Annotated in this window: 21 protein-coding genes, 1 tRNA gene and 1 pseudogene; 12 read left to right on the top strand and 11 right to left on the bottom strand. The window is 54.6% G+C overall.

From position 1 onward, the window contains the following. Positions 1-780 precede the first annotated feature (780 nt). The 3 genes and pseudogenes from SK54_RS06160 to wcaA all read left to right on the top strand — a co-directional run bounded on the left by SK54_RS06160 (position 781) and on the right by wcaA (position 2,765). The gene (locus SK54_RS06160) at positions 781-1,359 is read left to right on the top strand and encodes a tyrosine-type recombinase/integrase (RefSeq protein WP_003863463.1); all 579 of its coding nucleotides are present in this window, start codon (positions 781-783) and stop codon (positions 1,357-1,359) included. 200 nt (positions 1,360-1,559) lie between these two features. Continuing rightward, positions 1,560-1,862: pseudogene (locus tag SK54_RS22725) on the top strand (pentapeptide repeat-containing protein); the annotation flags it as partial. Positions 1,863-1,910: 48 nt separating this feature from the next. After that, positions 1,911-2,765 (top strand): colanic acid biosynthesis glycosyltransferase WcaA, encoded by an 855-nt coding sequence (wcaA, locus tag SK54_RS06155; RefSeq protein WP_072202517.1) that lies wholly within the window; start codon positions 1,911-1,913, stop codon positions 2,763-2,765. 159 nt (positions 2,766-2,924) lie between these two features. Here wcaA and SK54_RS22630 read toward each other — a convergent pair whose 3' ends face one another. The 3 genes from SK54_RS22630 to actS form a co-directional block, all read right to left on the bottom strand. Then, positions 2,925-3,071 (bottom strand): hypothetical protein, encoded by a 147-nt coding sequence (locus SK54_RS22630; RefSeq protein ID WP_003863460.1) that lies wholly within the window; start codon positions 3,069-3,071, stop codon positions 2,925-2,927. A gap of 589 nt (positions 3,072-3,660) precedes the next feature. Then, positions 3,661-3,734: transfer RNA gene (locus SK54_RS06145), tRNA-Gly, on the bottom strand. An 80-nt stretch (positions 3,735-3,814) separates the two neighbouring features. Further along, positions 3,815-4,555: an amidase activator ActS gene (actS, locus tag SK54_RS06140; RefSeq protein WP_022651807.1), complete on the bottom strand. Its 741-nt coding sequence runs from the start codon at positions 4,553-4,555 to the stop codon at positions 3,815-3,817. 163 nt (positions 4,556-4,718) lie between these two features. Between actS and idi the strand changes: the two genes are divergently transcribed. After that, complete coding sequence (gene idi, locus SK54_RS06135) at positions 4,719-5,261, top strand: isopentenyl-diphosphate Delta-isomerase (protein ID WP_003863454.1); 543 nt, start codon at positions 4,719-4,721, stop codon at positions 5,259-5,261. Positions 5,262-5,309: 48 nt separating this feature from the next. On the opposite strand, the gene lysS is transcribed toward idi, so the two are convergent. From lysS to xerD, 5 genes are all read right to left on the bottom strand, one after another. Then, positions 5,310-6,827, bottom strand: coding sequence for a lysine--tRNA ligase (lysS, locus tag SK54_RS06130; protein WP_003863452.1), 1,518 nt, complete (start codon positions 6,825-6,827; stop codon positions 5,310-5,312). 9 nt (positions 6,828-6,836) lie between these two features. Beyond that, positions 6,837-7,935 (bottom strand): peptide chain release factor 2 gene (gene prfB, locus SK54_RS06125; protein ID WP_096147815.1). Its coding sequence is split into 2 segments (ribosomal slippage): positions 6,837-7,859 and positions 7,861-7,935, totalling 1,098 coding nucleotides; the frame shifts between segments, so codons are not numbered across the junction. A 90-nt stretch (positions 7,936-8,025) separates the two neighbouring features. Further along, positions 8,026-9,759 (bottom strand): single-stranded-DNA-specific exonuclease RecJ, encoded by a 1,734-nt coding sequence (gene recJ, locus SK54_RS06115; RefSeq protein ID WP_017382886.1) that lies wholly within the window; start codon positions 9,757-9,759, stop codon positions 8,026-8,028. A gap of 5 nt (positions 9,760-9,764) precedes the next feature. After that, positions 9,765-10,478: a bifunctional protein-disulfide isomerase/oxidoreductase DsbC gene (dsbC, locus tag SK54_RS06110; protein WP_003863443.1), complete on the bottom strand. Its 714-nt coding sequence runs from the start codon at positions 10,476-10,478 to the stop codon at positions 9,765-9,767. Positions 10,479-10,506: 28 nt separating this feature from the next. Then, positions 10,507-11,403, bottom strand: a complete 897-nt coding sequence (gene xerD / locus SK54_RS06105; RefSeq protein WP_003863442.1) for a site-specific tyrosine recombinase XerD — start codon at positions 11,401-11,403, stop codon at positions 10,507-10,509. 101 nt (positions 11,404-11,504) lie between these two features. Here xerD and fldB point away from each other — a divergent pair, with 101 nt between their 5' ends. Further along, on the top strand, positions 11,505-12,026 hold the full coding sequence (gene fldB / locus SK54_RS06100) for a flavodoxin FldB (RefSeq protein WP_015571793.1): 522 nt from the start codon (positions 11,505-11,507) through the stop codon (positions 12,024-12,026). 1 nt (position 12,027) lies between these two features. On the opposite strand, the gene SK54_RS06095 is transcribed toward fldB, so the two are convergent. Both SK54_RS06095 and sdhE read right to left on the bottom strand, forming a co-directional pair. Next, complete coding sequence (locus SK54_RS06095; RefSeq protein ID WP_017382887.1) at positions 12,028-12,438, bottom strand: protein YgfX; 411 nt, start codon at positions 12,436-12,438, stop codon at positions 12,028-12,030. Continuing rightward, the gene (gene sdhE / locus SK54_RS06090; protein WP_003863437.1) at positions 12,419-12,685 is read right to left on the bottom strand and encodes an FAD assembly factor SdhE; all 267 of its coding nucleotides are present in this window, start codon (positions 12,683-12,685) and stop codon (positions 12,419-12,421) included. Before sdhE ends, SK54_RS06095 begins: the two co-directional genes overlap by 20 nt. A 294-nt stretch (positions 12,686-12,979) precedes the next feature. Here sdhE and ygfZ point away from each other — a divergent pair, with 294 nt between their 5' ends. Further along, positions 12,980-13,960: a tRNA-modifying protein YgfZ gene (ygfZ, locus tag SK54_RS06085; RefSeq protein WP_017692714.1), complete on the top strand. Its 981-nt coding sequence runs from the start codon at positions 12,980-12,982 to the stop codon at positions 13,958-13,960. Between the two features lie 111 nt (positions 13,961-14,071). Here the strand turns inward: ygfZ and SK54_RS06080 are convergent, their stop codons facing one another. Continuing rightward, complete coding sequence (locus SK54_RS06080) at positions 14,072-14,731, bottom strand: PAQR family membrane homeostasis protein TrhA (RefSeq protein ID WP_003863433.1); 660 nt, start codon at positions 14,729-14,731, stop codon at positions 14,072-14,074. Positions 14,732-14,997: 266 nt separating this feature from the next. Between SK54_RS06080 and SK54_RS06075 the strand changes: the two genes are divergently transcribed. The 6 genes from SK54_RS06075 (at position 14,998) to SK54_RS06050 (ending at position 20,915) form a co-directional block, all read left to right on the top strand. After that, entirely contained in the window at positions 14,998-15,729 is a 732-nt protein-coding gene (locus SK54_RS06075) for a MurR/RpiR family transcriptional regulator (RefSeq protein WP_015571796.1), read from the top strand. Between the two features lie 116 nt (positions 15,730-15,845). Then, positions 15,846-17,279 (top strand): 6-phospho-beta-glucosidase BglA, encoded by a 1,434-nt coding sequence (gene bglA / locus SK54_RS06070; protein ID WP_017382891.1) that lies wholly within the window; start codon positions 15,846-15,848, stop codon positions 17,277-17,279. Positions 17,280-17,403: 124 nt separating this feature from the next. Continuing rightward, positions 17,404-17,763, top strand: coding sequence for a hypothetical protein (locus SK54_RS06065; RefSeq protein WP_032660255.1), 360 nt, complete (start codon positions 17,404-17,406; stop codon positions 17,761-17,763). A 48-nt stretch (positions 17,764-17,811) separates the two neighbouring features. Beyond that, complete coding sequence (locus SK54_RS06060; RefSeq protein WP_048246895.1) at positions 17,812-19,821, top strand: protein-disulfide reductase DsbD family protein; 2,010 nt, start codon at positions 17,812-17,814, stop codon at positions 19,819-19,821. Position 19,822: 1 nt separating this feature from the next. Further along, positions 19,823-20,425, top strand: a complete 603-nt coding sequence (locus SK54_RS06055; RefSeq protein ID WP_032669266.1) for a DsbA family protein — start codon at positions 19,823-19,825, stop codon at positions 20,423-20,425. Beyond that, on the top strand, positions 20,415-20,915 hold the full coding sequence (locus SK54_RS06050; RefSeq protein ID WP_017382895.1) for a protein disulfide oxidoreductase: 501 nt from the start codon (positions 20,415-20,417) through the stop codon (positions 20,913-20,915). The genes SK54_RS06055 and SK54_RS06050 overlap by 11 nt, the downstream gene beginning before the upstream one ends. The last annotated feature ends 2 nt before the right edge of the window (positions 20,916-20,917 follow it).

Genomic DNA, 20,917 nt, shown 5'->3' with positions numbered 1-20,917 from the left:
GTCGCCCTGCTCACTACGAATCGCACATGCAACAATCCTAAGAACAGCCAGAGGAAAATATTAGATTATCCCTATCAAATCCATACATTATTAACGTCAAAACCTATCTTAAATGTCAGGTAAAGATTGCCGTTGTTACAGGGATAAAGTTACCATAGCAATTAAGATAGTAACAATTGAAACTATCACTTACTTATACGAAAGCCTTGCGCCGTGAGGCTCACAGCGATCATTGTCCACAATGTACACTTTCATGGTAGGTGCAATGTGCTGAACGAGCTTTCTAAATTGAAACGATGTTTCTTTTTTCATGCCGAAACCCGCCAATTAATTAGCATTCTAATCATTTCTTGATGCAATCAACTCAGGTGAGAATTATTATCATCTATCGTGCGATATCGCCCCGCTTCGATACACATTAGTAAAGTGTATTATGTAACTTGTTGATTTAACTTATTCAGTACACTTTTACATCACTTCACCGTGCGAACAGGGGTAACACCCCACCATAGAAAATAAATTTCTTGACATAACCACAGTTTCATGAATCATTGATGAAATTTAATTTATTTTTATTTTTCAATTAGTTACAGATATTCGGTACTGACAGGCGGCAAAATTGGGGTGGCCTTGATCACGCCGTTAAGCAACTCAGGCAACCGCGCATACCTTTTGATCATTTCGTGCTATTCATAAACAAACGTATCGTGCAACATATTGAAAATGATCAATTTCTGATCAATTATGTTTTCAACGAAACGAACAAGAGGAAAAATAACGATGAAAGGAATTAGCCAGGCCCTAAAGAGTGCAGATGAAGTTAAGGCAGTGGCGGCATCGCTACAGCGCAACACCACCACCAACCTGTTTTATTGCCTGTGGGTGTTTATGTATGAAAGCGGTCTACGTATCTCTGACGTGCTCAAACTCCGGTACGAAGATGTAGAAGGGCAATCTCACCTCAAGGTGAAGCAGGAGAAAACCGGAAACGTGGTGAGGCCAAAGGTGACAGCCGCGATGCTGTCAGTGGTGGCGCAACGCAAGGCAGAGCAAGCCGATATGCCAGTGAAGACAGATTTCATCTTTAGCAAGGGCGATCTCCGTAGCAAAGGCAACGCCGTAACCCGTAACACGGTATTCACTGAATTTGGGAAGATGGGACGTAGAGCAGGATTCTCTAACGTGGGATGCCATACACCACGTAAAAGCCGTGGCCGAATTTTATTCGAAAATGGGGTGGCTATAGAGACAATCGCCCATTTCCTGGGGCAGACAGATCCGCGCTCAACCATGTATTACATCGGGTACGGTCAGGACGTGCAGGACGATTTAACAGAGGAGTTTTCTTTAGAATGGTGATCACCATGAAAAGTTTGAATGTGCTGACATTGGCAGTCTTGCCATCCTTGGCGAATGTCAGACGACTATAAACAAATGTTACATAACGTCAGTTTGTCTTTGGGAATATTTCTGAAAATGAATGGGTACAATTGCAGAATGATAAGGGGAGTGATTAACTGCAAGCCTAATTTATTATCGATACTCACAGTAAGCTGAACATGAACAGCAAAAATAGAATTCAAAAAAAACTGCTGAAATATCATCACATTGACCTTAAGAACCCTCGTCACCAGTCGGATCTGGCAGGTTCGGACCTGCGGTTTATGGATCTTAGGAGGTTTAACTTGCGTAATATTAATTTATCGGGTTGCGATCTTTCGTTCAGCGATCTTCGGGGAGCCGATTTCTCATATGCCTCTCTGAAAGGGGCAAATCTCAGCCACTGTAAAACGGAAGGGGCGATTTTCAGTCACGCGAACTGTACCGGAGTGGACTTTTCAGGAAGTGACATACAAAAAGCTACTTTTACTGGGACACTGACAGAGCGTGTGGATATTAGCAGCGACACGCTGTCATCCCGACCGCTCATCTCCGTCTATATGCCTACTTGGAACCGTGAAACACTGACGATCAGGGCTATACAATCAGTATTGAAACAGGATTATACACACTGGGAACTCATTATTATCGATGATTTCTCATCGTCATTTGATAAGCTTCAGACTTATATCGCCGATCTGAATGACCCGCGCATTACCTACATCCGCAATGAATTTAATTCCGGAGCCTGTGCCGTCCGGAATCAGGCGATACGAATGGCCAAGGGATATCTGATAACGGGTCTGGATGATGATGATGAATGGCTGCCGACACGCCTGTCCTCCTTTCTTGCCTGCCAACATAAACTTCAACAGCACAGCTTCTTATACGCTGATGATTACCTTTGCGACAGCACCGGATACAAGCACCTTAATGAATTACAGGTTTACCCTAAACCTCCCTATAAAAAGAACCTGTTTGATAAGCGGAATATTATTGGCAACCAGATGCTTACTTTAACCAGCCGGATGCAGCAGGTTCTGTTTGATGAACACCTGACCGCCGCTCAGGATTATGATGCATTCTACCGGTTGGCTGAAACCTATGGCGATCCTTTCAAACTGGACGTGATAACTCAGGTGCTATATGTCAATCACGGTGAGGTCCGCATCACCTGCTCAGGACGTAAGTTTTCAGGTTATCTGGATTTTTACCGGAAGCACAAAGCCAAATTAGACGTATCGAGTAAAAAATATCAGCTTTTCACCCTATACTACATTCGAAATAAAAGGATGCGTCCACAAACGCTAATAAAGCTGATGACACTACGCAATCTGAAACGCTATCTGATGATGTATTCCAGCTTTCGGAACAGGAAGTTCTAACACGTACAAATGATGAGAGGATAGTCTTTAACACTCCAAGGGCGCAACGCCCCCTTTACAGCTATACGTCCCACGCAAAAGTTTTCTTTTTCCATCTTGGTTATCCTTTGCTGTGGGTAATCAAAGGTAGCGTAGCGCAGATTTTGGACAATACAAGCCTTATTTCCCGTTGTTATTTTCCCCGTCCTCTTGTCGCATGGACTCGATAAACTCCCGTTGCTCCTGTGTGATTTCAAGTTCTTCCAGCAAGCGATCTAACTCTTCTTTGAGTGATTCCTCTTGAATCTGTCTGTTCCCGATAGCCATGTTCACCCTTGGGAGATTAGGATTAATCTCAGGTTAACCAGGGTGCAGAAAATGCGCAACTAACAGAATTTGGACAATAAAAGCCTAATGCCCGTTGGTGGTAAGACAACGCGCTGAGCCGTTAGGCGAGAACATCAGGGTGTGTCAGACAGTGAAGTTTATCAGGATGACCATGTACCCAAAGGGAGCGAGGCCGAACCGCTGGCAGAGCTTGCATATGGTCTGCAAGTACCTTGCTCCGCTGCACTTCGCAAGGAGCGTTACCACCATAAAACCTGTTTATTCCCTGCAACGTCATCACGACGTGTGGCATGTGGGAGCATCGGCAAAAATGCGCTTCACTGAAAGGTTATGAGAAGTGCGATCCGTCGCTGCCTGGTGTAGGCTTTGCGTTCATTGTTGGGCTATCGCGGTAAGAACTTGAAACCACCGCCGACGATTGGCTACACTCTCATTTCACCGAGTAACCATTCGTGACAAGTGTCAAAGTAGTGAACTATGGTAGAACGCCTAAGCATGTTAGTAAGCACTACTGCGTAACATGCTGAAAGAACCGGAGATTTTCGAACGGTTCCACCTGGGGAAATTCTGGAGCGGGCGAAGGGAATCGAACCCTCGTATAGAGCTTGGGAAGCTCTCGTTCTACCATTGAACTACGCCCGCTTTGAGGTGCGTAAGGCATTATAGACCTTACGCCTCTTCATACAAGCCTTTACCCCACTAAGTGGCGATTAAATAATCACTTAACACTTCGGCTTACTGCCCTGCGCCGGAAGATAACGCTGCGGATCGATGGCCGTGGCCTTATAGCGGATCTGGAAGTGCAGCTTCACCGTATCCGTCCCGGTACTGCCCATGGTCGCAATCTTCTGCCCCGCCTTCACGTTCTGGCCGTTATTGACCAGCATCGTGTCGTTATGCGCATACGCCGTAATGTAGTCCTCACCATGCTTAATCATGATCAGGTTACCGTATCCACGAAGCTGGTTACCGACATAGACCACCTTCCCGGCCCCTGAAGCGTAAACCGGTGTGCCGCGTGCGGCAGCGATATCAATACCTTTATTGCCACCTTCCGAGAGCGAGTACGGCGCAACCACTTTTCCGCTTGCAGGCCAGATCCAGCAGCGCTGACCGACCGGCGGCCAGGATGATTTAGGCACCTGATAGGATGGCGTGACTTTGGCTGTTTTACGCGTTGAGGACTTTTTCCCTGAGGAGGAACCGCCGTTAACCTTGAGCTTCTGCCCTACCTCAATAGTATACGGTGGAGAGATATTATTCAGGCGCGCCAGCTCCTTCACGCTGGTTCCCGTGGCGCGTGAGATGCGGTAGAGCGTGTCCCCGCGCTTAACGGTATAGACTGCACCGGAATAACTGCCCATATCCGAAGATTTACTCCCCGAGCATCCTGCTACAAGTAGCGTCAGCGTCAGGCAGAAAACGGCAATGATCGGGTTTCTCGTCAGGCTTCCTGCAAACAAAACAGCTCCTCGGTCAGCGTGAATGGCGCACTATGATAGCAGCCCAAACTGATGCGGGTCATGCCCTTTTCCGCTCTGTGGGCCAAACCGTTCGCATAAGAATGCAGTATAATAATTCCGCTGATGGTGCTGAACCATTAAGCATTTTGGCACTGGAGCATCAATGAGTATTCAAGAACACGTTATTTTGGTAAATGACCAGGGAAAGGTGATTGGCACTCAGGAGAAGTACGCCGCGCACACGTCACACACCCCGCTACACCTGGCCTTCTCTTCATGGCTGTTTAACGCTAACGGAGAATGTCTGATCACCCGGCGCGCCTTAAGTAAAAAAGCCTGGCCCGGCGTATGGACCAACTCCGTTTGCGGTCATCCACAGGCCGACGAAGCGACAGAGCAGGCGATTATCCGCCGCTGTCGCTTTGAAGTCGGCGCCGAAATCACAGACATCACCCCCATTGCCCCGGAGTTCCGCTACCGTGAAGCCGACCCGTCAGGGATCGTTGAAAACGAAATCTGCCCGGTCTATGCCGCCCGCGTAACGAATACCCTCGCAATCAATGACGATGAAGTGATGGAGTATCAGTGGGTGGAGCTGGACGCGCTATTCCGCGCGCTGGACGCCACACCGTGGGCATTTAGCCCGTGGATGGTGCAGGAAGCGAACACCGCGCGTGAAAAACTCAGCGCCTTCGCGGCGCAATAAAAAAGCCCCGGTGATAAACGCACGGGGCTTTTTTTACGTCTTAACGGCTTATTTCACCGGACGCATCGCCGGGAACAGGATCACGTCGCGGATGGTGTGGCTGTTAGTGAACAGCATCACCATACGGTCGATACCAATACCCAGGCCAGCCGTCGGCGGCAGGCCGTGCTCCAGCGCGGTCACGTAGTCTTCGTCGAAGAACATCGCTTCGTCGTCGCCTGCCGCTTTCGCGTTAACCTGATCCTGGAAGCGCTGCGCCTGATCTTCTGCATCGTTCAGCTCGCTAAAGCCGTTACCGATTTCGCGGCCACCGATGAAGAATTCGAAGCGATCGGTGATTTCCGGGTTCTCGTCATTACGACGCGCCAGGGGAGACACCTCCGCCGGGTATTCGGTGATGAAGGTCGGCTGAATCAGGTGCGCTTCGGCCACTTCTTCGAAGATTTCGGTCACGATACGACCCAAGCCCCAGCTCTTCTCAACCTTGATACCGATGCTTTCAGCGATCGCTTTCGCAGAGTCGAAGTTATCCAGATCCGCCATGTTGGTTTCCGGACGGTATTTCTTGATCGCTTCGCGCATGGTCAGTTTTTCGAACGGCTTGCCGAAGTCGAACACCTCTTCACCGTAAGGCACCTGGGTGGTGCCCAGAATGTCCTGCGCCAGGGTGCGGAACAGGGATTCGGTCAGCTCGATCAGATCTTTGTAATCCGCATACGCCATATAGAGTTCCATCATGGTGAACTCTGGGTTATGACGTACGGAGATACCTTCGTTACGGAAGTTACGGTTGATCTCAAACACGCGGTCGAAACCGCCGACCACCAGACGCTTCAGGTACAGTTCCGGCGCGATACGCAGGTACATGTCCAGGTCCAGGGCGTTGTGATGGGTGATGAACGGACGGGCAGAGGCACCGCCTGGGATCACCTGCATCATCGGGGTTTCTACTTCCATAAAGTCGCGGTTAACCATGAACTGGCGAATACCGGCCATGATCTGGGAGCGAATTTTGAAGGTCTTACGGGATTCATCGTTAGAGATGAGATCCAGGTAACGCTGACGATAGCGCGCTTCCTGATCCTGCAAACCGTGGAACTTGTCCGGCAGCGGGCGCAGGGCTTTGGTCAGCAAACGCAGTTCGGTGCAGTGGATAGACAGTTCACCGGTCTTGGTTTTGAACAGTTTACCTTTCGCGCCCAGGATATCGCCCAGGTCCCACTTTTTGAACTGCTCGTTGTAGATGCCTTCCGGCAGGTCGTCACGGGAGACGTACAGCTGAATGCGGCCGCCAACGTCCTGTAAGGTCACGAAGGACGCTTTACCCATGATACGACGGGTCATCATGCGGCCCGCCACGGACACTTCAACGTTCAGCGCTTCCAGCTCTTCGTTCTCTTTACCGTCGAAGTCTGCGTGCAGTTGGTCTGAGGTGTGGTCACGACGAAAATCGTTCGGGAACGGCACGCCCTGCTCACGCAGCGCTGCCAGCTTCTCGCGGCGGGTTTTCAGTTCGTTGTTAAGATCGACTACCGCGTCAGCGCCCTGTGCTTGTTGTTCAGACATGTTGGTTCCTCATAACCCTGCTTTCAAACTTGCTTCGATAAATTGGTCCAGGCTGCCGTCCAGCACCGCCTGCGTGTTACGGGTTTCAACCCCGGTACGCAGGTCTTTGATGCGGGAGTCATCAAGGACGTAAGAACGGATCTGGCTGCCCCAGCCGATATCGGACTTGTTGTCTTCCATCGCCTGCTTCTCAGCATTTTTCTTCTGCATCTCCAGCTCATAAAGCTTCGCTTTCATCTGCTTCATGGCCTGGTCTTTGTTCTTATGCTGGGAACGGTCGTTCTGGCACTGTGTTACCAGCCCGGTTGGAATGTGGGTAATACGCACCGCAGATTCCGTACGGTTAACGTGCTGACCACCCGCGCCGGATGCGCGGTAAACGTCGATACGCAGGTCCGCCGGGTTGATGTCGATATCAATATCTTCATCCACTTCCGGGTAGACAAACGCGGAGCTGAAGGAGGTGTGACGGCGGCCGCCGGAATCGAACGGGCTCTTACGCACCAGGCGGTGAACGCCGGTTTCAGTACGCAGCCAGCCGTAGGCGTAATCGCCAATAATCTTGATGGTGACGGATTTGATACCCGCCACTTCACCTTCGGACTCTTCGATAATCTCGGTTTTGAAACCGCGCGCTTCCGCCCAGCGCAGGTACATGCGCATCAGCATGCTCGCCCAGTCCTGCGCTTCGGTACCGCCAGAACCTGCCTGAATATCGAGATAGCAGTCAGCGCTATCGTATTCGCCGGAGAACATGCGACGGAATTCCAGCTGCGCCAGCTTCTCTTCCAGCACGTCGAGCTCTGCCACGGCTTCGTTAAAGGTTTCTTCGTCGTCGGCTTCGACAGCCAGCTCCAGCAGCCCAGAAACATCTTCCAGACCCTGCGCCATTTGATCCAGCGTATCTACGATGGCTTCGAGGGAGGAACGCTCTTTACCCAGCGCCTGAGCGCGCTCAGGTTCGTTCCAGACGTCCGGCTGTTCCAGCTCGGCGTTTACTTCTTCGAGACGCTCTTTCTTGGCATCGTAGTCAAAGATACCCCCTAAGAACGTCAGAGCGCTCCGTGAGGTCCTGAATGCGGTTTTTTACCGGATTAATTTCAAACATGGTCTGTTTTCTTTTATGAGCTTGTCAAAATGCGGTGATAAGAGCGGGATTGTACCGAATCCACGCCCTTTTTTATAGAGATTACTGACGCTAAATTGGCCAGATATTGTCGATGATGATCTGAAGGGAGCGGTTACCGCGGAACTCGTTAATATCCAGCTTATAGGCCAGCTCAACCTCGCGCACGCCGTTGTCCGGCCAGATGGAGGTATCAACGTTAAAGGCGATGCCGTCGAGCAGCGGTCCGCCGCCGACCGGTTCCACCATCACTTTGAGATGGCGTTCGCCCACGATGCGCTGTTGCAGCAAACGAAAACGTCCGTCGAAAAGCGGCTCCGGGAACATCTGCCCCCACGGGCCGGCATCGCGCAGCATCTGCGCCACCTCCATGGTCATTTCAGCCGGTGAAAGCTCACCGTCAGAAACCACTTCACCCTGCAACAGAGCCGGATCGATCCACTCGGTGACCAGTTCGCCAAACAGACGCTGGAATTCGTCGAACTTCGCCTCTTCCAGCGACAGGCCTGCCGCCATCGCGTGACCGCCGAACTTAATCATCAGGTTCGGATGCAGCGTATCCAGACGCTCCAGCGCATCGCGCATATGCAGACCCTGAATGGAACGACCGGAGCCTTTCAGCGTGCCGTCCCCGGCGGGGGCGAACGCGATCACCGGGCGGTGGAAACGCTCTTTAATGCGCGACGCCAGAATGCCCACCACGCCCTGGTGCCATTCGGGGTGATACATCGCCAGCCCGCCCGGCAGGGTATCGCCGCTGCGCTCCAGCTTTTCGCACAGGGTCAGCGCTTCGGCCTGCATGCCCTGCTCAATCTCTTTACGGGTCTGGTTGAGTGCGTCCAGCTCACTGGCCAGCACGCGCGCTTCGCCGATGTTGTCGCACAGCAGCAGCGCAACGCCAACCGACATATCATCCAGCCGCCCCGCCGCGTTCAGGCGCGGGCCGAGGGCAAAGCCTAAATCGCTTGCCGCAAGCTTCAGCGGATCGCGGTTGGCAATTTCCAGCAGCGCCTTAATCCCCGGACGGCATTTACCTGCCCGAATGCGGCTTAAGCCCTGCCAAGTGAGAATACGGTTATTGGTATCGAGTGGCACCACGTCCGCCACGGTTCCCAGCGCCACCAGATCGAGATACTCCGCGAGGTTCGGCACGGCAATCCCGCGCGATTCGAACCAGCCCTTATCTCGCAGCAACGTGCGTAACGCCAGCATCAGATAAAACGCCACCCCTACTCCGGCCAGCGATTTCGACGGGAAATCGCAGTCGCGCAGGTTCGGGTTAATGATGGCTTCGGCGGCAGGCAGAGTTTCGCCTGGCAGGTGGTGATCGGTGACCAGTACCGGGATCCCCAGCGCATGGGCATGATCGACCCCCGCATGAGAGGAGATCCCGTTATCCACGGTCATGATCATCTGTGCGCCACGGGCATGGGCCTGATCGACCACTTCCGGGCTGAGGCCGTAGCCGTCTTCAAACCGGTTCGGCACCAGGTAAGTCACGTTATCACAGCCCAGCGCACGCAGGCTGAGCACGCTCAGCGCGGTACTGGTTGCGCCGTCGGCATCGAAATCGCCCACCACGACAATCCGCGTGCCTTCCCGGAACGCGTCGTAGAGCATTTCAGTCGCTTTTTCGATGCCACTCAGCGCTTGCCAGGGCAGCATGCCTTTGACGCTGCGCTCAAGATCGCTTGCCGTACGCACGCCACGGCTGGCGTACAGCCGCTTTAACAGCAGCGGAAGCGTGTCTGGTAAATCCGCGGTTTCACCCGCATCGCGGCGGCGCAGTTTTATCGGGGCTTTCACGCGAATTATTTACCACCCATCTGTTTCTGGTGCTCGTCGAGGAACGCTTTCATCTCTTTTGGACCCTGGTAGCCCGGTACCACGTAGCCGTTACTCAGCACAATGGCTGGCGTACCGCTCACGCCAAACTGTACGCCCAGCGCGTAGTGGTTAGCGATGTCGATATCGCAGGACGCGGGCTTCACGCCTTTGCCGTTCATCGCATCATCAAAGGCCTTGTTGCGGTCTTTTGCACACCAGATCGCTTTCATATCCTGCTCAGGCTGGCTCTGCACGCCGGCGCGTGGGAAAGCCAGGTAACGCACGGTAATGCCCAGCGCGTTGTAGTCTTTCATCTCTTCATGCAGCTTGTGGCAGTAGCCGCAGGTGATGTCGGTGAAGACGGTAATAACGTGCTTTTCCTGCGCCGCTTTGTAGACAATCATCTCTTTTTCGAGCGCGTTCAGGTTTTTCATCAGCAGCTGGTTAGTGACGTTCACCGGCTGCGCGCCGCTCACGTCGTACATAGGCCCCTGAATGATGTGCTTGCCGTCTTCGGTCACGTACAGCACGCCGCTGTTGGTCAGCACCGTTTTCATGCCAGCCACTGGCGCTGGCTGGATCTCGCTGCTGGCGACGCCGAGTTTCGTCAGAGACTGTTTAATGGCGGCATCGTCCGCATGGGCAAAACCGGAAACCGAAGCTGCCAGCAGGGTGAACAGCGCTAAAGACTTTTTCATATTTGTTCCTGTAACAATTCGTCGGCACTCACGCGCGAGGGTGGTGCTGTTGGTGTAGCTGCCGCAGGCGTTCCGTCGCGACATGGGTGTATATTTGCGTCGTTGAAAGATCGCTGTGTCCAAGCAACATCTGCACCACGCGTAAATCAGCGCCGTGGTTTAACAGATGCGTCGCGAAGGCGTGACGCAAAACGTGCGGCGACAGCTTCTCACTGTCAATACCCGCCAGTGTGGCGTAATGTTTAATGCGATGCCAGAACGTTTGTCGCGTCATCTGCTGCGCGCGCTGGCTCGGGAACAATACATCGATGGAGACGCCGTTCAGCAGCCACGGACGCCCGTGTTCCAGATACGTCTCCAGCCAGTAGACCGCCTCTTCACCCAGCGGCACCAGCCGTTCTTTGTTCCCTTTACCGATAACGCGCACCACGCCCTGACGCAGGCTGATATCGCTCATCGTCAGGCCCACCAGCTCGGAAACGCGCAAGCCCGTGGCATACAATAGTTCAAGCATGGCTTTATCGCGTAACTCCAGCGGAAGGTCAACTGCGGGCGACTGTAATAATCTCTCAACTTGTGCTTCGCTGAGATCTTTTGGCAGCCGCTGAGGCAGTTTAGGCGATGCCAGCAGTGCGCTGGGGTCATCCGCGCGGATCTTCTCGCGGTACAGGTGCTGGAACAGGCGGCGCATGGCGCTCAGCAGACGTGCAGAGCTGGTGGCTTTGTACCCCCCTTCCATCCGCTCAGCCAGTAACCCTTGCAGGTCATCGCTTTGCGCGCTTTCAAGCGTCAGCCCACGATGTGCCAGCCACTCGACCAGCAGCGTGAGATCCCGACGATAGGCGCTGAGCGTATTTTCAGCGAGGTTTTTCTCCAGCCACAGCGCGTCGAGAAACTGTTCGATGAGTGCGAGATCCTTTTCCACATCAGCCCCTTTGGTTCTGCAATCTGGCCATTATGCCTGATTGCCATCGGTTTCTGGTACACTACGCGCAAAGTCATAGCAAGAATTGAGATAGTTACGCGATGAATATTGGTCTGTTCTATGGTTCCAGCACCTGCTACACCGAAATGGCGGCGGAGAAAATTCGTGACATCATTGGCCCGGAACTGGTGACGCTGCATAACCTGAAAGATGACGCGGTTGCCTTGATGGAGCAGTACGATGTGCTCATTCTGGGTATCCCTACCTGGGACTTTGGTGAGATTCAGGAAGACTGGGAAGCCATCTGGGATCAGCTCGATTCAGTCAATTTTGAAGGCAAAATCATTGCGATGTACGGCATGGGCGACCAGCTGGGCTACGGGGAGTGGTTCCTTGACGCACTCGGCATGCTGCACGACAAACTGGCGCCAAAGGGCGCGACCTTTATCGGCTACTGGCCTACGGAAGGCTATGAGTTCACCAGTCAAAAACCGATTATTGCCGACGGTCAGCTGTTTGTCGGGCTCGCGCTGGATGAAACCAACCAGTACGATCTTAGCGACGAGCGCCTCCAGAGCTGGTGCGAGCAGATTCTGGGTGAGATGGCCGAGCAATTCAGCTGATTTACTCCTGCGTCGGCTGTTGCACGATCAACCGGCGTAGATCTCGCCACTCCGCGGGATCCATACTGTCTGCGGCCAGCCACAGGTGCTGGCGACGGTTATCCTCGACCCGACGCAGCCGTAGCATCATCCCGGTGTTAAGCATCCACGGCGTCCCCATCATCTCCCACTCTTTTCCCTGCCAGCGCAGGCGAGAATCCATCAGCAGCTTAATTTCACCCTGACGGGCGTTGATTCGACGCTGGCTGCGCACGCTGTCAAACACCACAAACGACAGCAATAGCAACCACAGAGGGGTATAGCTAAGCGGCCACGGCACCAATAACACCAGTGCCGCCACCAGCCCGTGGAGCAGTAAGGACATCCACTGTGAGCGCCACGAGACGCGAAGATCAGATTGCCACAGGACCACGTTCCTGATTCCGTGTTTGAATTAATTGCACCATCCGTTGCAACTCGGTGTCGGCGGGCTTGCCGTGATTCATCAGCCAGTTGAATAAATCCGGATCGTCAGACTCAAGCAGACGGACAAACAGGCGCTTATCGTCATCGCTTAAGCTGTCGTACTCATACTCGAAGAAAGGCATGATGGAGATATCAAGTTCACGCATGCCGCGACGGCACGCCCAGTGAATACGGGCCTTGTTGTTAATATCCATGTTCTGTTTCCTGCATTACGTTTGGCACAGTCGGTATCCCGTTTGGTATTCATTATTGCTCTCCGGGAACACCTGCTAGTGTAACGTGTTTTTGACCGTTTCTTTACTGGAATATTGCGAACCTCGAGCAGGCTCCCTGAATAATCCTTATAAAGACAGCGGATTACACTATTTTGCGTAGCGCCACGCATAACCGCGTAATGGCACGAATGGCCTGCTGAAAGCGCTTGCATTGAATACAGTCTCTTTTACCATTAGGTATTATCAAAGCGTTAAGCAATTCAGGACATCACTATGGCATTTACACCATTTTCTCCTCGCCAGCCCGCCGCCTCTGCGCGTCTGCCGCTGACGCTGATTACTCTTGATGACTGGGCACTGGCGACACTGACTGGTGCGGACAGTGAAAAATACCTGCAAGGCCAGGTCACGGCGGACGTGGCGCAGTTGACTGAGCACCAGCATCTGCTGGCCGCGCATTGCGATCCAAAAGGCAAAATGTGGAGCAACCTGCGTCTGTTCCGCCGTCAGGACGGATTCGCCTTTATTGAGCGCCGCAGCCTGCGTGACGCCCAGCTTAAAGAGCTGAAAAAATACGCGGTCTTTTCTAAAGTCACCATCGCCCCGGACGATGAACACGTTCTGCTGGGGGTCGCGGGTTTCCAGGCGCGTGCAGCGCTGAAAAACCTGTTTGCCGAGCTGCCGGATGCTAAAAAACAGCTGGTCAGCGAGGGAGCGACCTCCATTCTGTGGTTCGAACACCCGGCGGAGCGCTTCCTGCTGGTAACCGACGAAGCAACGGCGGAACGCGTCACTGACGCCCTGCGCGGTGAAGCACAGCTCAACAACAGCCAGCAGTGGCTGGCGCTGAACATCGAAGCGGGCCTGCCGGTGATTGACGCGGCAAACAGCGCGCAGTTTATCCCGCAGGCGACAAACATCCAGGCGCTGGGTGGTATCAGCTTTAAGAAGGGCTGCTACACTGGTCAGGAAATGGTGGCGCGTGCGAAATTCCGCGGCGCGAACAAACGCGCCCTGTGGACACTGGCTGGTCACGCCAGCCGTGTGCCGGAAGCGGGTGAAGATCTTGAGATGAAGATGGGCGAAAACTGGCGCCGTACCGGCACCGTGTTAGCCGCCGTCCAGCTCGATGATGGCCGCCTGCTGGTGCAGGTTGTCATGAATAATGATATGGAGCCCGACAGCGTGTTCCGCGTGCGGGATGATGCAAACACGCTCAGCATTGAGCCGCTACCGTATTCTCTGGAAGATTGATGCTGTATCGCCCGGTGGCGCTGCGTTTACCGGGCCTACGGTGTTGATATTCTCCCTCTCCCTGTGGGAGAGGGTCGGGGTGAGGGCATCAGACCGCACCTTACAAAAAAACTACACCTGCCCAACATACAGATAAATTGCCAGGAAGTGGCACACGCTGCCGCCCAGCACAAAGCCGTGCCAGATGGCATGGTTGTACGGAATACGCTTGCAGACGTAGAAAATCACGCCCAGCGAGTAGACTACCCCGCCCACCGCCAGAAGCGTCACGCCCCCCACCGCCAGCTTAATGGCTAACTGATACACCACAATCAGCGACAGCCAGCCCATTGTCAGATAGGTAACCAGCGACAACACTTTAAACCGGTGCGCAATGGTCAGCTTAAACAGGATCCCCAGCAGCGCCAGGCTCCAGATCACAATCATCAGGCCACGCGACAGCGGTGAGTTGAGCCCCACCAGCAAAAACGGCGTATAGGTACCCGCAATAAGAAGATAGATAGCGCAGTGGTCAAATTTCTTGAGCCATATCTTCGCCCGTTGATGCGGAATAGCGTGATACAGCGTTGAGGCCAGGAAAAGCAGGATCATACTCCCGCCATACAGACTGTAGCTGGTAATGGCCATCGCGCTGGCGTTGGTATCCACTGCCTGTACCAGCAATAACACTAAGCCGACAATCCCAAAAACCAGGCCAATGCCGTGGCTTATACTGTTGGCTACTTCCTCAGCCAGCGAATATCCCTGTGCGATTAATGGTCTGCTCACCATACTTAACTCCGGGAAAACAAAAGATGATTATTCATCGCCAGTCTATGCTAACTGAGAATGATTCCAGTGAACACCTGTTAGCTAAAATAAATCCACATTCAAGATTTATCCTTATAAATCATCATAATATAAAAACAATCCACCGCACAGGTGTAAATGATTTCATTAACATCTAAGTAATCAAGGAGATAAATCCGTCTCCCACCCTTCGTCATCATGGTATGCTTCAGGAATAGTGTCCGACAGCGAGTTTAGCCATTGTGAGTATGTTCAGCCATTCCGCCATTGCCAGCCTCAACAATCTGGAAATGATGGTCTACAACTATGTCATTAAGAACCGCGATAAAGTGATGTACATGACCATCCGCGAGCTGGCGGATGCGGCGGGCGTTTCCACTACTACCATCCTGCGCTTCTGCCGCAAGCTTAACTGCGATGGCTACTCGGAATTTCGGGTGCGCTTTAAACTCTATCTGGAGCAGAACGAGCCGCAGCAGGCGAATTTTGGTGCCAGTGAAATCATCAGCTTCTTTAAAAGCGTAAATAACGAAGAGTTTGATGCGCTATTAGATAACGCGGTCGATATTATTTTATCATCTGAACGAATTATTTTTGTCGGTGCGGGCACCTCCGGATCGCTGGCAAAATATGGCGCACGTTTCTTTTCAAATATCGGGAAATTCAGCAACCATATCGACGATCCTTATTTCCCGGTCACTAACGACATGGCTAAAAATGCGCTGGCTATTGTACTCTCCGTCTCCGGCGAAACCGAGGAGATCCTGCGCTTCGCCAGCCAGTTCAGCCTACACCACTGCAAGGTGCTCTCAGTCACCAGCCACGAACATTCACGTCTCGCAAAGCTGGCGGACTTTAACCTCTCCTGGCACGTACCGCAAACGCGCATTGGCGGCGTTTACGATATCACCACGCAAATTCCCGTCATCTATATTCTGGAATCATTAGGCCGGAAACTGGCGAAGAAATTAACAGAATAAAACATCCTGTTTTTTTGATGTGACAAATTACAATTTCCGCAAAATGTTATATCGTGACATTTAATTCCGCTTTGCTAGACTCGAAATCAATAAGTCCTGAATTGAGAATAGCAAAGATGAAAAAACTCACCTTACCGAAAGATTTTTTATGGGGCGGCGCGGTAGCGGCGCACCAGGTTGAAGGCGGCTGGAACAAAGGCGGCAAAGGGCCAAGCATCTGCGACGTGCTCACCGGCGGCGCACACGGCGTTCCGCGAGAAATCACGCAGGAAGTGATTGAAGGCAAATATTACCCCAACCACGAAGCCGTCGACTTCTACGGCCATTACAAAGAAGACATCAGGCTGTTTGCCGAGATGGGCTTCAAATGTTTCCGTACCTCCATCGCCTGGACGCGCATCTTCCCGAAAGGCGACGAAACTCAGCCAAACGAAGAGGGGCTGAAGTTTTACGACGACATGTTCGATGAACTGCTGAAGTACAACATCGAGCCGGTGATCACCCTCTCCCACTTTGAAATGCCGCTGCACCTCGTTCAGGAATATGGCGGATGGACCAACCGTAAAGTGGTAGATTTCTTTGTGCGCTTCTCGGAAGTGGTATTTGAGCGCTACAAAAATAAGGTCAAATACTGGATGACCTTCAACGAAATCAACAACCAGCGCAACTGGCGTGCGCCGCTGTTCGGCTACTGCTGCTCTGGCGTGGTCTATACCGAGCACGACAACCCGGAAGAGACCATGTACCAGGTGCTGCACCACCAGTTCGTGGCCAGCGCGCTGGCGGTGAAAGCCGCACGCCGCATTAACCCGGAAATGAAAGTCGGCTGCATGCTGGCGATGGTGGCGCTCTATCCGTACTCCTGCAAGCCAGAAGATGTCATGTTCGCTCAGGAATCCATGCGCGAGCGCTACGTCTTTACCGACGTACAGCTGCGCGGCTACTACCCGTCTTACGTGCTGAACGAGTGGGAACGCCGTGGCTTCTCCATCAAAATGGAAGCGGGCGACGAGCAGATCCTGCGTGAAGGCACCTGCGATTACTTAGGTTTCAGCTACTACATGACCAACGCGGTCAAAGCGGAAGGCGGTACCGGTGACGCCATTTCCGGCTTCGAGGGCAGCGTGCCGAACCCACACGTCAAGGCGTCCGACTGGGGCTGGCAGATTGATCCGGTAGGCCTGCGCTATTCGCTGTGTGAACTGTACGAGCGTTATCAGAAGCCGCTGTTTATCGTGGAAAATGGTTTCGGCGCCTACGACACCGTGGAAGAGGACGGCAGCATCAACGATGACTATCGCATCGACTACCTGCGCGCCCACGTGGAAGAGATGATGAAGGCGGTGACCTGGGATGGCGTGGATCTGATGGGCTACACGCCGTGGGGCTGCATCGACTGCGTCTCCTTCACCACCGGCCAGTACAGTAAGCGCTACGGCTTTATATACGTCAACAAGCACGATGACGGTACCGGTGACATGTCCCGCTCCCGTAAGAAGAGCTTTGAGTGGTATAAAACCGTCATTGCCAGCAACGGCGAAACGCTGTAATGGCTCGCCCTCTCTGCAAGCGGAGAGGGCAAACCGCTTATCTTCCAGACACTTCTTTACAGCTTTTGCGTTGCCAAAATATGTTCGCCCGATAATATAGGCGTCCTGAATATTTGAGGCGAACATGATCAAGCGACAACGCAACGCTATCCTGCTTGTAGCCCTGGCCTGCCTGGTGGTGCTGATATGCACCGCCCAGCGGATGGCCGGGATGCACGCGCTTGTCATGAACGTCACCACCACGAGCCAGTCTGTCCAGCAGGGACAGGAGAGTGCCGACGCACCGGTAACCCCGTGTGAGCTTAGCGCCAAGTCGCTGATGTCGGTCCCGCCTGTTTTATTTGAAGGCGCCCTGATTGCCGTCACCCTGCTGCTGGCGTTGCTGGCAGCCAGTCCACCGCGCCGCGAACGGCAGTGGCCTCCCCGCGTTATCTCCCCGCCCCGGTTAAGGGTGCATCTGCGATTATGCGTCTTCCGTGAATGAGCCTTCGCCTGTTACTTCAGGTTAATTCATCATTTACGGAGAAAATTTATGTTTACTGTATTCAGGCGACTGCTGGTCTGCCTGCTTTGGCTATGGCTGCCCCTCAGCCAGGCTGCCGACAGCGGCTGGCTGCGCGCCGCCGATAATCAGCACGCCAGCGTCAGGCTGCGTGCGCAACCCGAAAGCACTGGCGAAACCCGCCTGCTGCTGGACGTCGCCCTGCAAAAAGGCTGGAAAACCTACTGGCGCTCGCCGGGCGAAGGCGGCGTCGCCCCCGCGATTAAATGGCATCAGCCCGTCGAGGCGATCTGGCGCTGGCCTGTGCCGCAGCGTTTCGACGTCGCGGGCATCACCACGCAGGGCTACCACGGCGATGTCAGCTTTCCCATCACTCTGCGGGGCGACGTCCCGAAGATCCTGAGCGGCGTACTGACGCTCTCCACCTGTAGCAACGTCTGTATTCTTACCGACTACCCGTTTTCGCTGAACATGACCGCATCCGCAGGCGCCGGTTTTGATTACGATTTCAGTCGGGCCATGGGCACCCTTCCGCTCAGCGGCGGGTTGACCTCAACGCTTAACGCCACCTATGCCCCCGGCAAGCTGACCGTAACGGCGCAGCGTGACGCAGGCTGGCAGGCGCCGTCCCTGTTTATCGACGGTATGGATGATGTTGATTTCGGCAAACCGGCCCTCACCGTGCGCGGTGACTCGCTGGTCGCCACCGTGCCCGTGACGGACAGCTGGGGCGAGGCCGCGCCCAACCTCAGCGGCAAAACCCTGTCGCTGGTTCTGGCCGATAGCGGGCAGGCACAGGAGTCCAGCCTGAGCATTCAGCCGGGGAACGCCGCGCCGACGCTCTCGTTAGGCTGGGTGCTGCTGATGGCGATGGCGGGCGGTCTGATCCTTAACGTCATGCCCTGCGTACTGCCCGTGCTGGCCATGAAGCTGGGCACGCTGATGCAAACCGAACGGCAGGCGCGGGGTCAGGTACGCCGACAGTTTCTTGCGTCGGTAGCCGGGATCGTGATCTCGTTCCTCGCGCTGGCGCTGATGATGACGGTTTTACGCTTAGGCAATCAGGCGCTCGGCTGGGGGATCCAGTTCCAGAATCCGTGGTTTATTGGCGCGATGGCGCTGGTGATGGTGCTTTTCAGCGCCAGCCTGCTGGGGTTGTTTGAAATCCGTCTCCCTTCCGGCGCCAGCACCTTCCTCGCCACGCGCGGCGGCAACGGGCTTGCGGGTCATTTCTGGCAAGGCGCGTTTGCCACGCTGCTGGCGACGCCCTGCACCGCGCCGTTCCTGGGTACGGCGGTCTCGGCCGCGCTGGCGGCGCCGCTCCCCCTGCTGTGGGGGATCTTCCTGGCGATGGGTATCGGCATGAGCCTGCCGTGGCTGCTGGTGGCGGCCTGGCCGGGGCTGGCCCAGCGGTTTCCGCGTCCGGGACGCTGGATGAACGTCGTACGCGTAGTGCTGGGGATGATGATGCTCGGCTCATCGCTGTGGCTGCTGAGCCTGCTGACGGTGCACATTGGCAGCCTGCCCGTCATCACGCTGGGCGTGCTCCTGATCCTTACGCTGCTGCTGGTCACCGCCTGGCGCTACCGCTGGCAAACGGCACTGCGCGCCGGGGTATTTGCTGTAGTGGTGGCCGGGGCGGTCGCGTTTGTATCCGGTTCCGGCGGCGAGGGTTCCCGCCGCGATCGTATTCACTGGCAGCCGCTCAGCGAGCAGGCCATTGCCCGCGCGCTGGCGGAGAACAAACGGGTGTTCGTCGACGTGACCGCCGACTGGTGCGTGACCTGTAAAGCCAATAAATACAACGTGCTGCTGCGCGACGACGTGCAGGATGCGCTCTCCGCCCCGGACGTTGTCGCCCTGCGCGGCGACTGGAGCCGCCCCTCAGATACCATCAGCCAGTTCTTAACCACGCGCGGCAGCGCCGCCGTACCGTTTAACCAGATCTACGGACCGGGATTACCGCAGGGCCACGTGCTGCCTGCGTTGTTAAGCCGCGAAGCGGTGCTGAGCACCCTGTCCGATGCAAAAGGAAAATAACATGAGAGCCTTCGTTGCCTTACTTCTGCTGTCGTTATCAACGTTCGGTTTCGCCGCACCTTCTGATGACGCTTCCAGCGACCAGCTGGCAAAACTGCTGTTTAACGACCCCAACAGCCCGCGAACCGGCGCGACATCGCCGAAGCTGACCATCGTCTCCTTCACTGACTACAACTGCCCGTATTGCAAGCAGTTCGACCCAATGCTTGAGAAAATCGTGCAGGAAAATCCCGACGTGCAGCTCATCGTCAAACTGCTGCCGTTCAAGGGACAAAGCTCGGTAAATGCCGCGAAAGCGGCACTCTCAACGTGGCAGCAGGCGCCGGATAAATTCTGGGCGCTCCACCAGCGGCTGATGATGAAAAAGGGCTATCACGATGACGCCAGCATCGCCGCCGCGAAGGTAAAGACCGGAACGGACAGCATTAAAAAGGATGATAAAACCATGGACAGCCTAAAGATGAACCTCATCCTGGCGCAGGTGCTGAATATTCAGGGTACCCCGGCGACCATTATCGGCGACCAGATGGTGGCGGGCGCAATTCCGTATGACGACCTGGAGGGGCTGGTCAAAGAACAGCTGGCAAACGCCCGTGGCAAGTAAGCTTCCGCGCCTGCTGCGCGAGCTGGGCGTATGGCTGCTGATTGGCGTAGCCGTGAGCCTGGCGGTGGACTATTTCCGCCAGCCCGCGCTGCCGCAGAATTTCTCCGCGACGGCACTGCACACCCTCGACGGCCAGCCCGTCGATCTTATCGCCATGAGTAAGGAGCGACCGCTGCTGGTCTACGTCTGGGCGACATGGTGCGGCGTCTGCCGCTACACCACGCCGTCGGTGGCGGCGCTTGCCGCGGACGGGGGTAACGTGATGTCGGTTGCGCTGCGCTCGGGCGATAACGCGACGCTCGAAACCTGGATGAGGAAGAAGAAGGCGACGATGCCCACGGTCAACGACGCCAGCGGAGAACTGGCGCGTGAGTGGGACGTTAAGGTTACGCCAACGCTGGTGGTGATCTCTCACGGTGAGGTGAAGTCGATCACCACCGGCTGGACCAGCGGCTGGGGAATGCGCCTGCGGCTGTGGCTGGCGTCGTAGCG

The sequence above is a fragment of the Enterobacter sp. MGH120 genome (genome assembly GCF_001037725.1).
In the GTDB taxonomy this organism is placed as follows: domain Bacteria; phylum Pseudomonadota; class Gammaproteobacteria; order Enterobacterales; family Enterobacteriaceae; genus Enterobacter; species Enterobacter hormaechei_C.
This window is presented reverse-complemented; position numbering and strand designations above follow the sequence as displayed.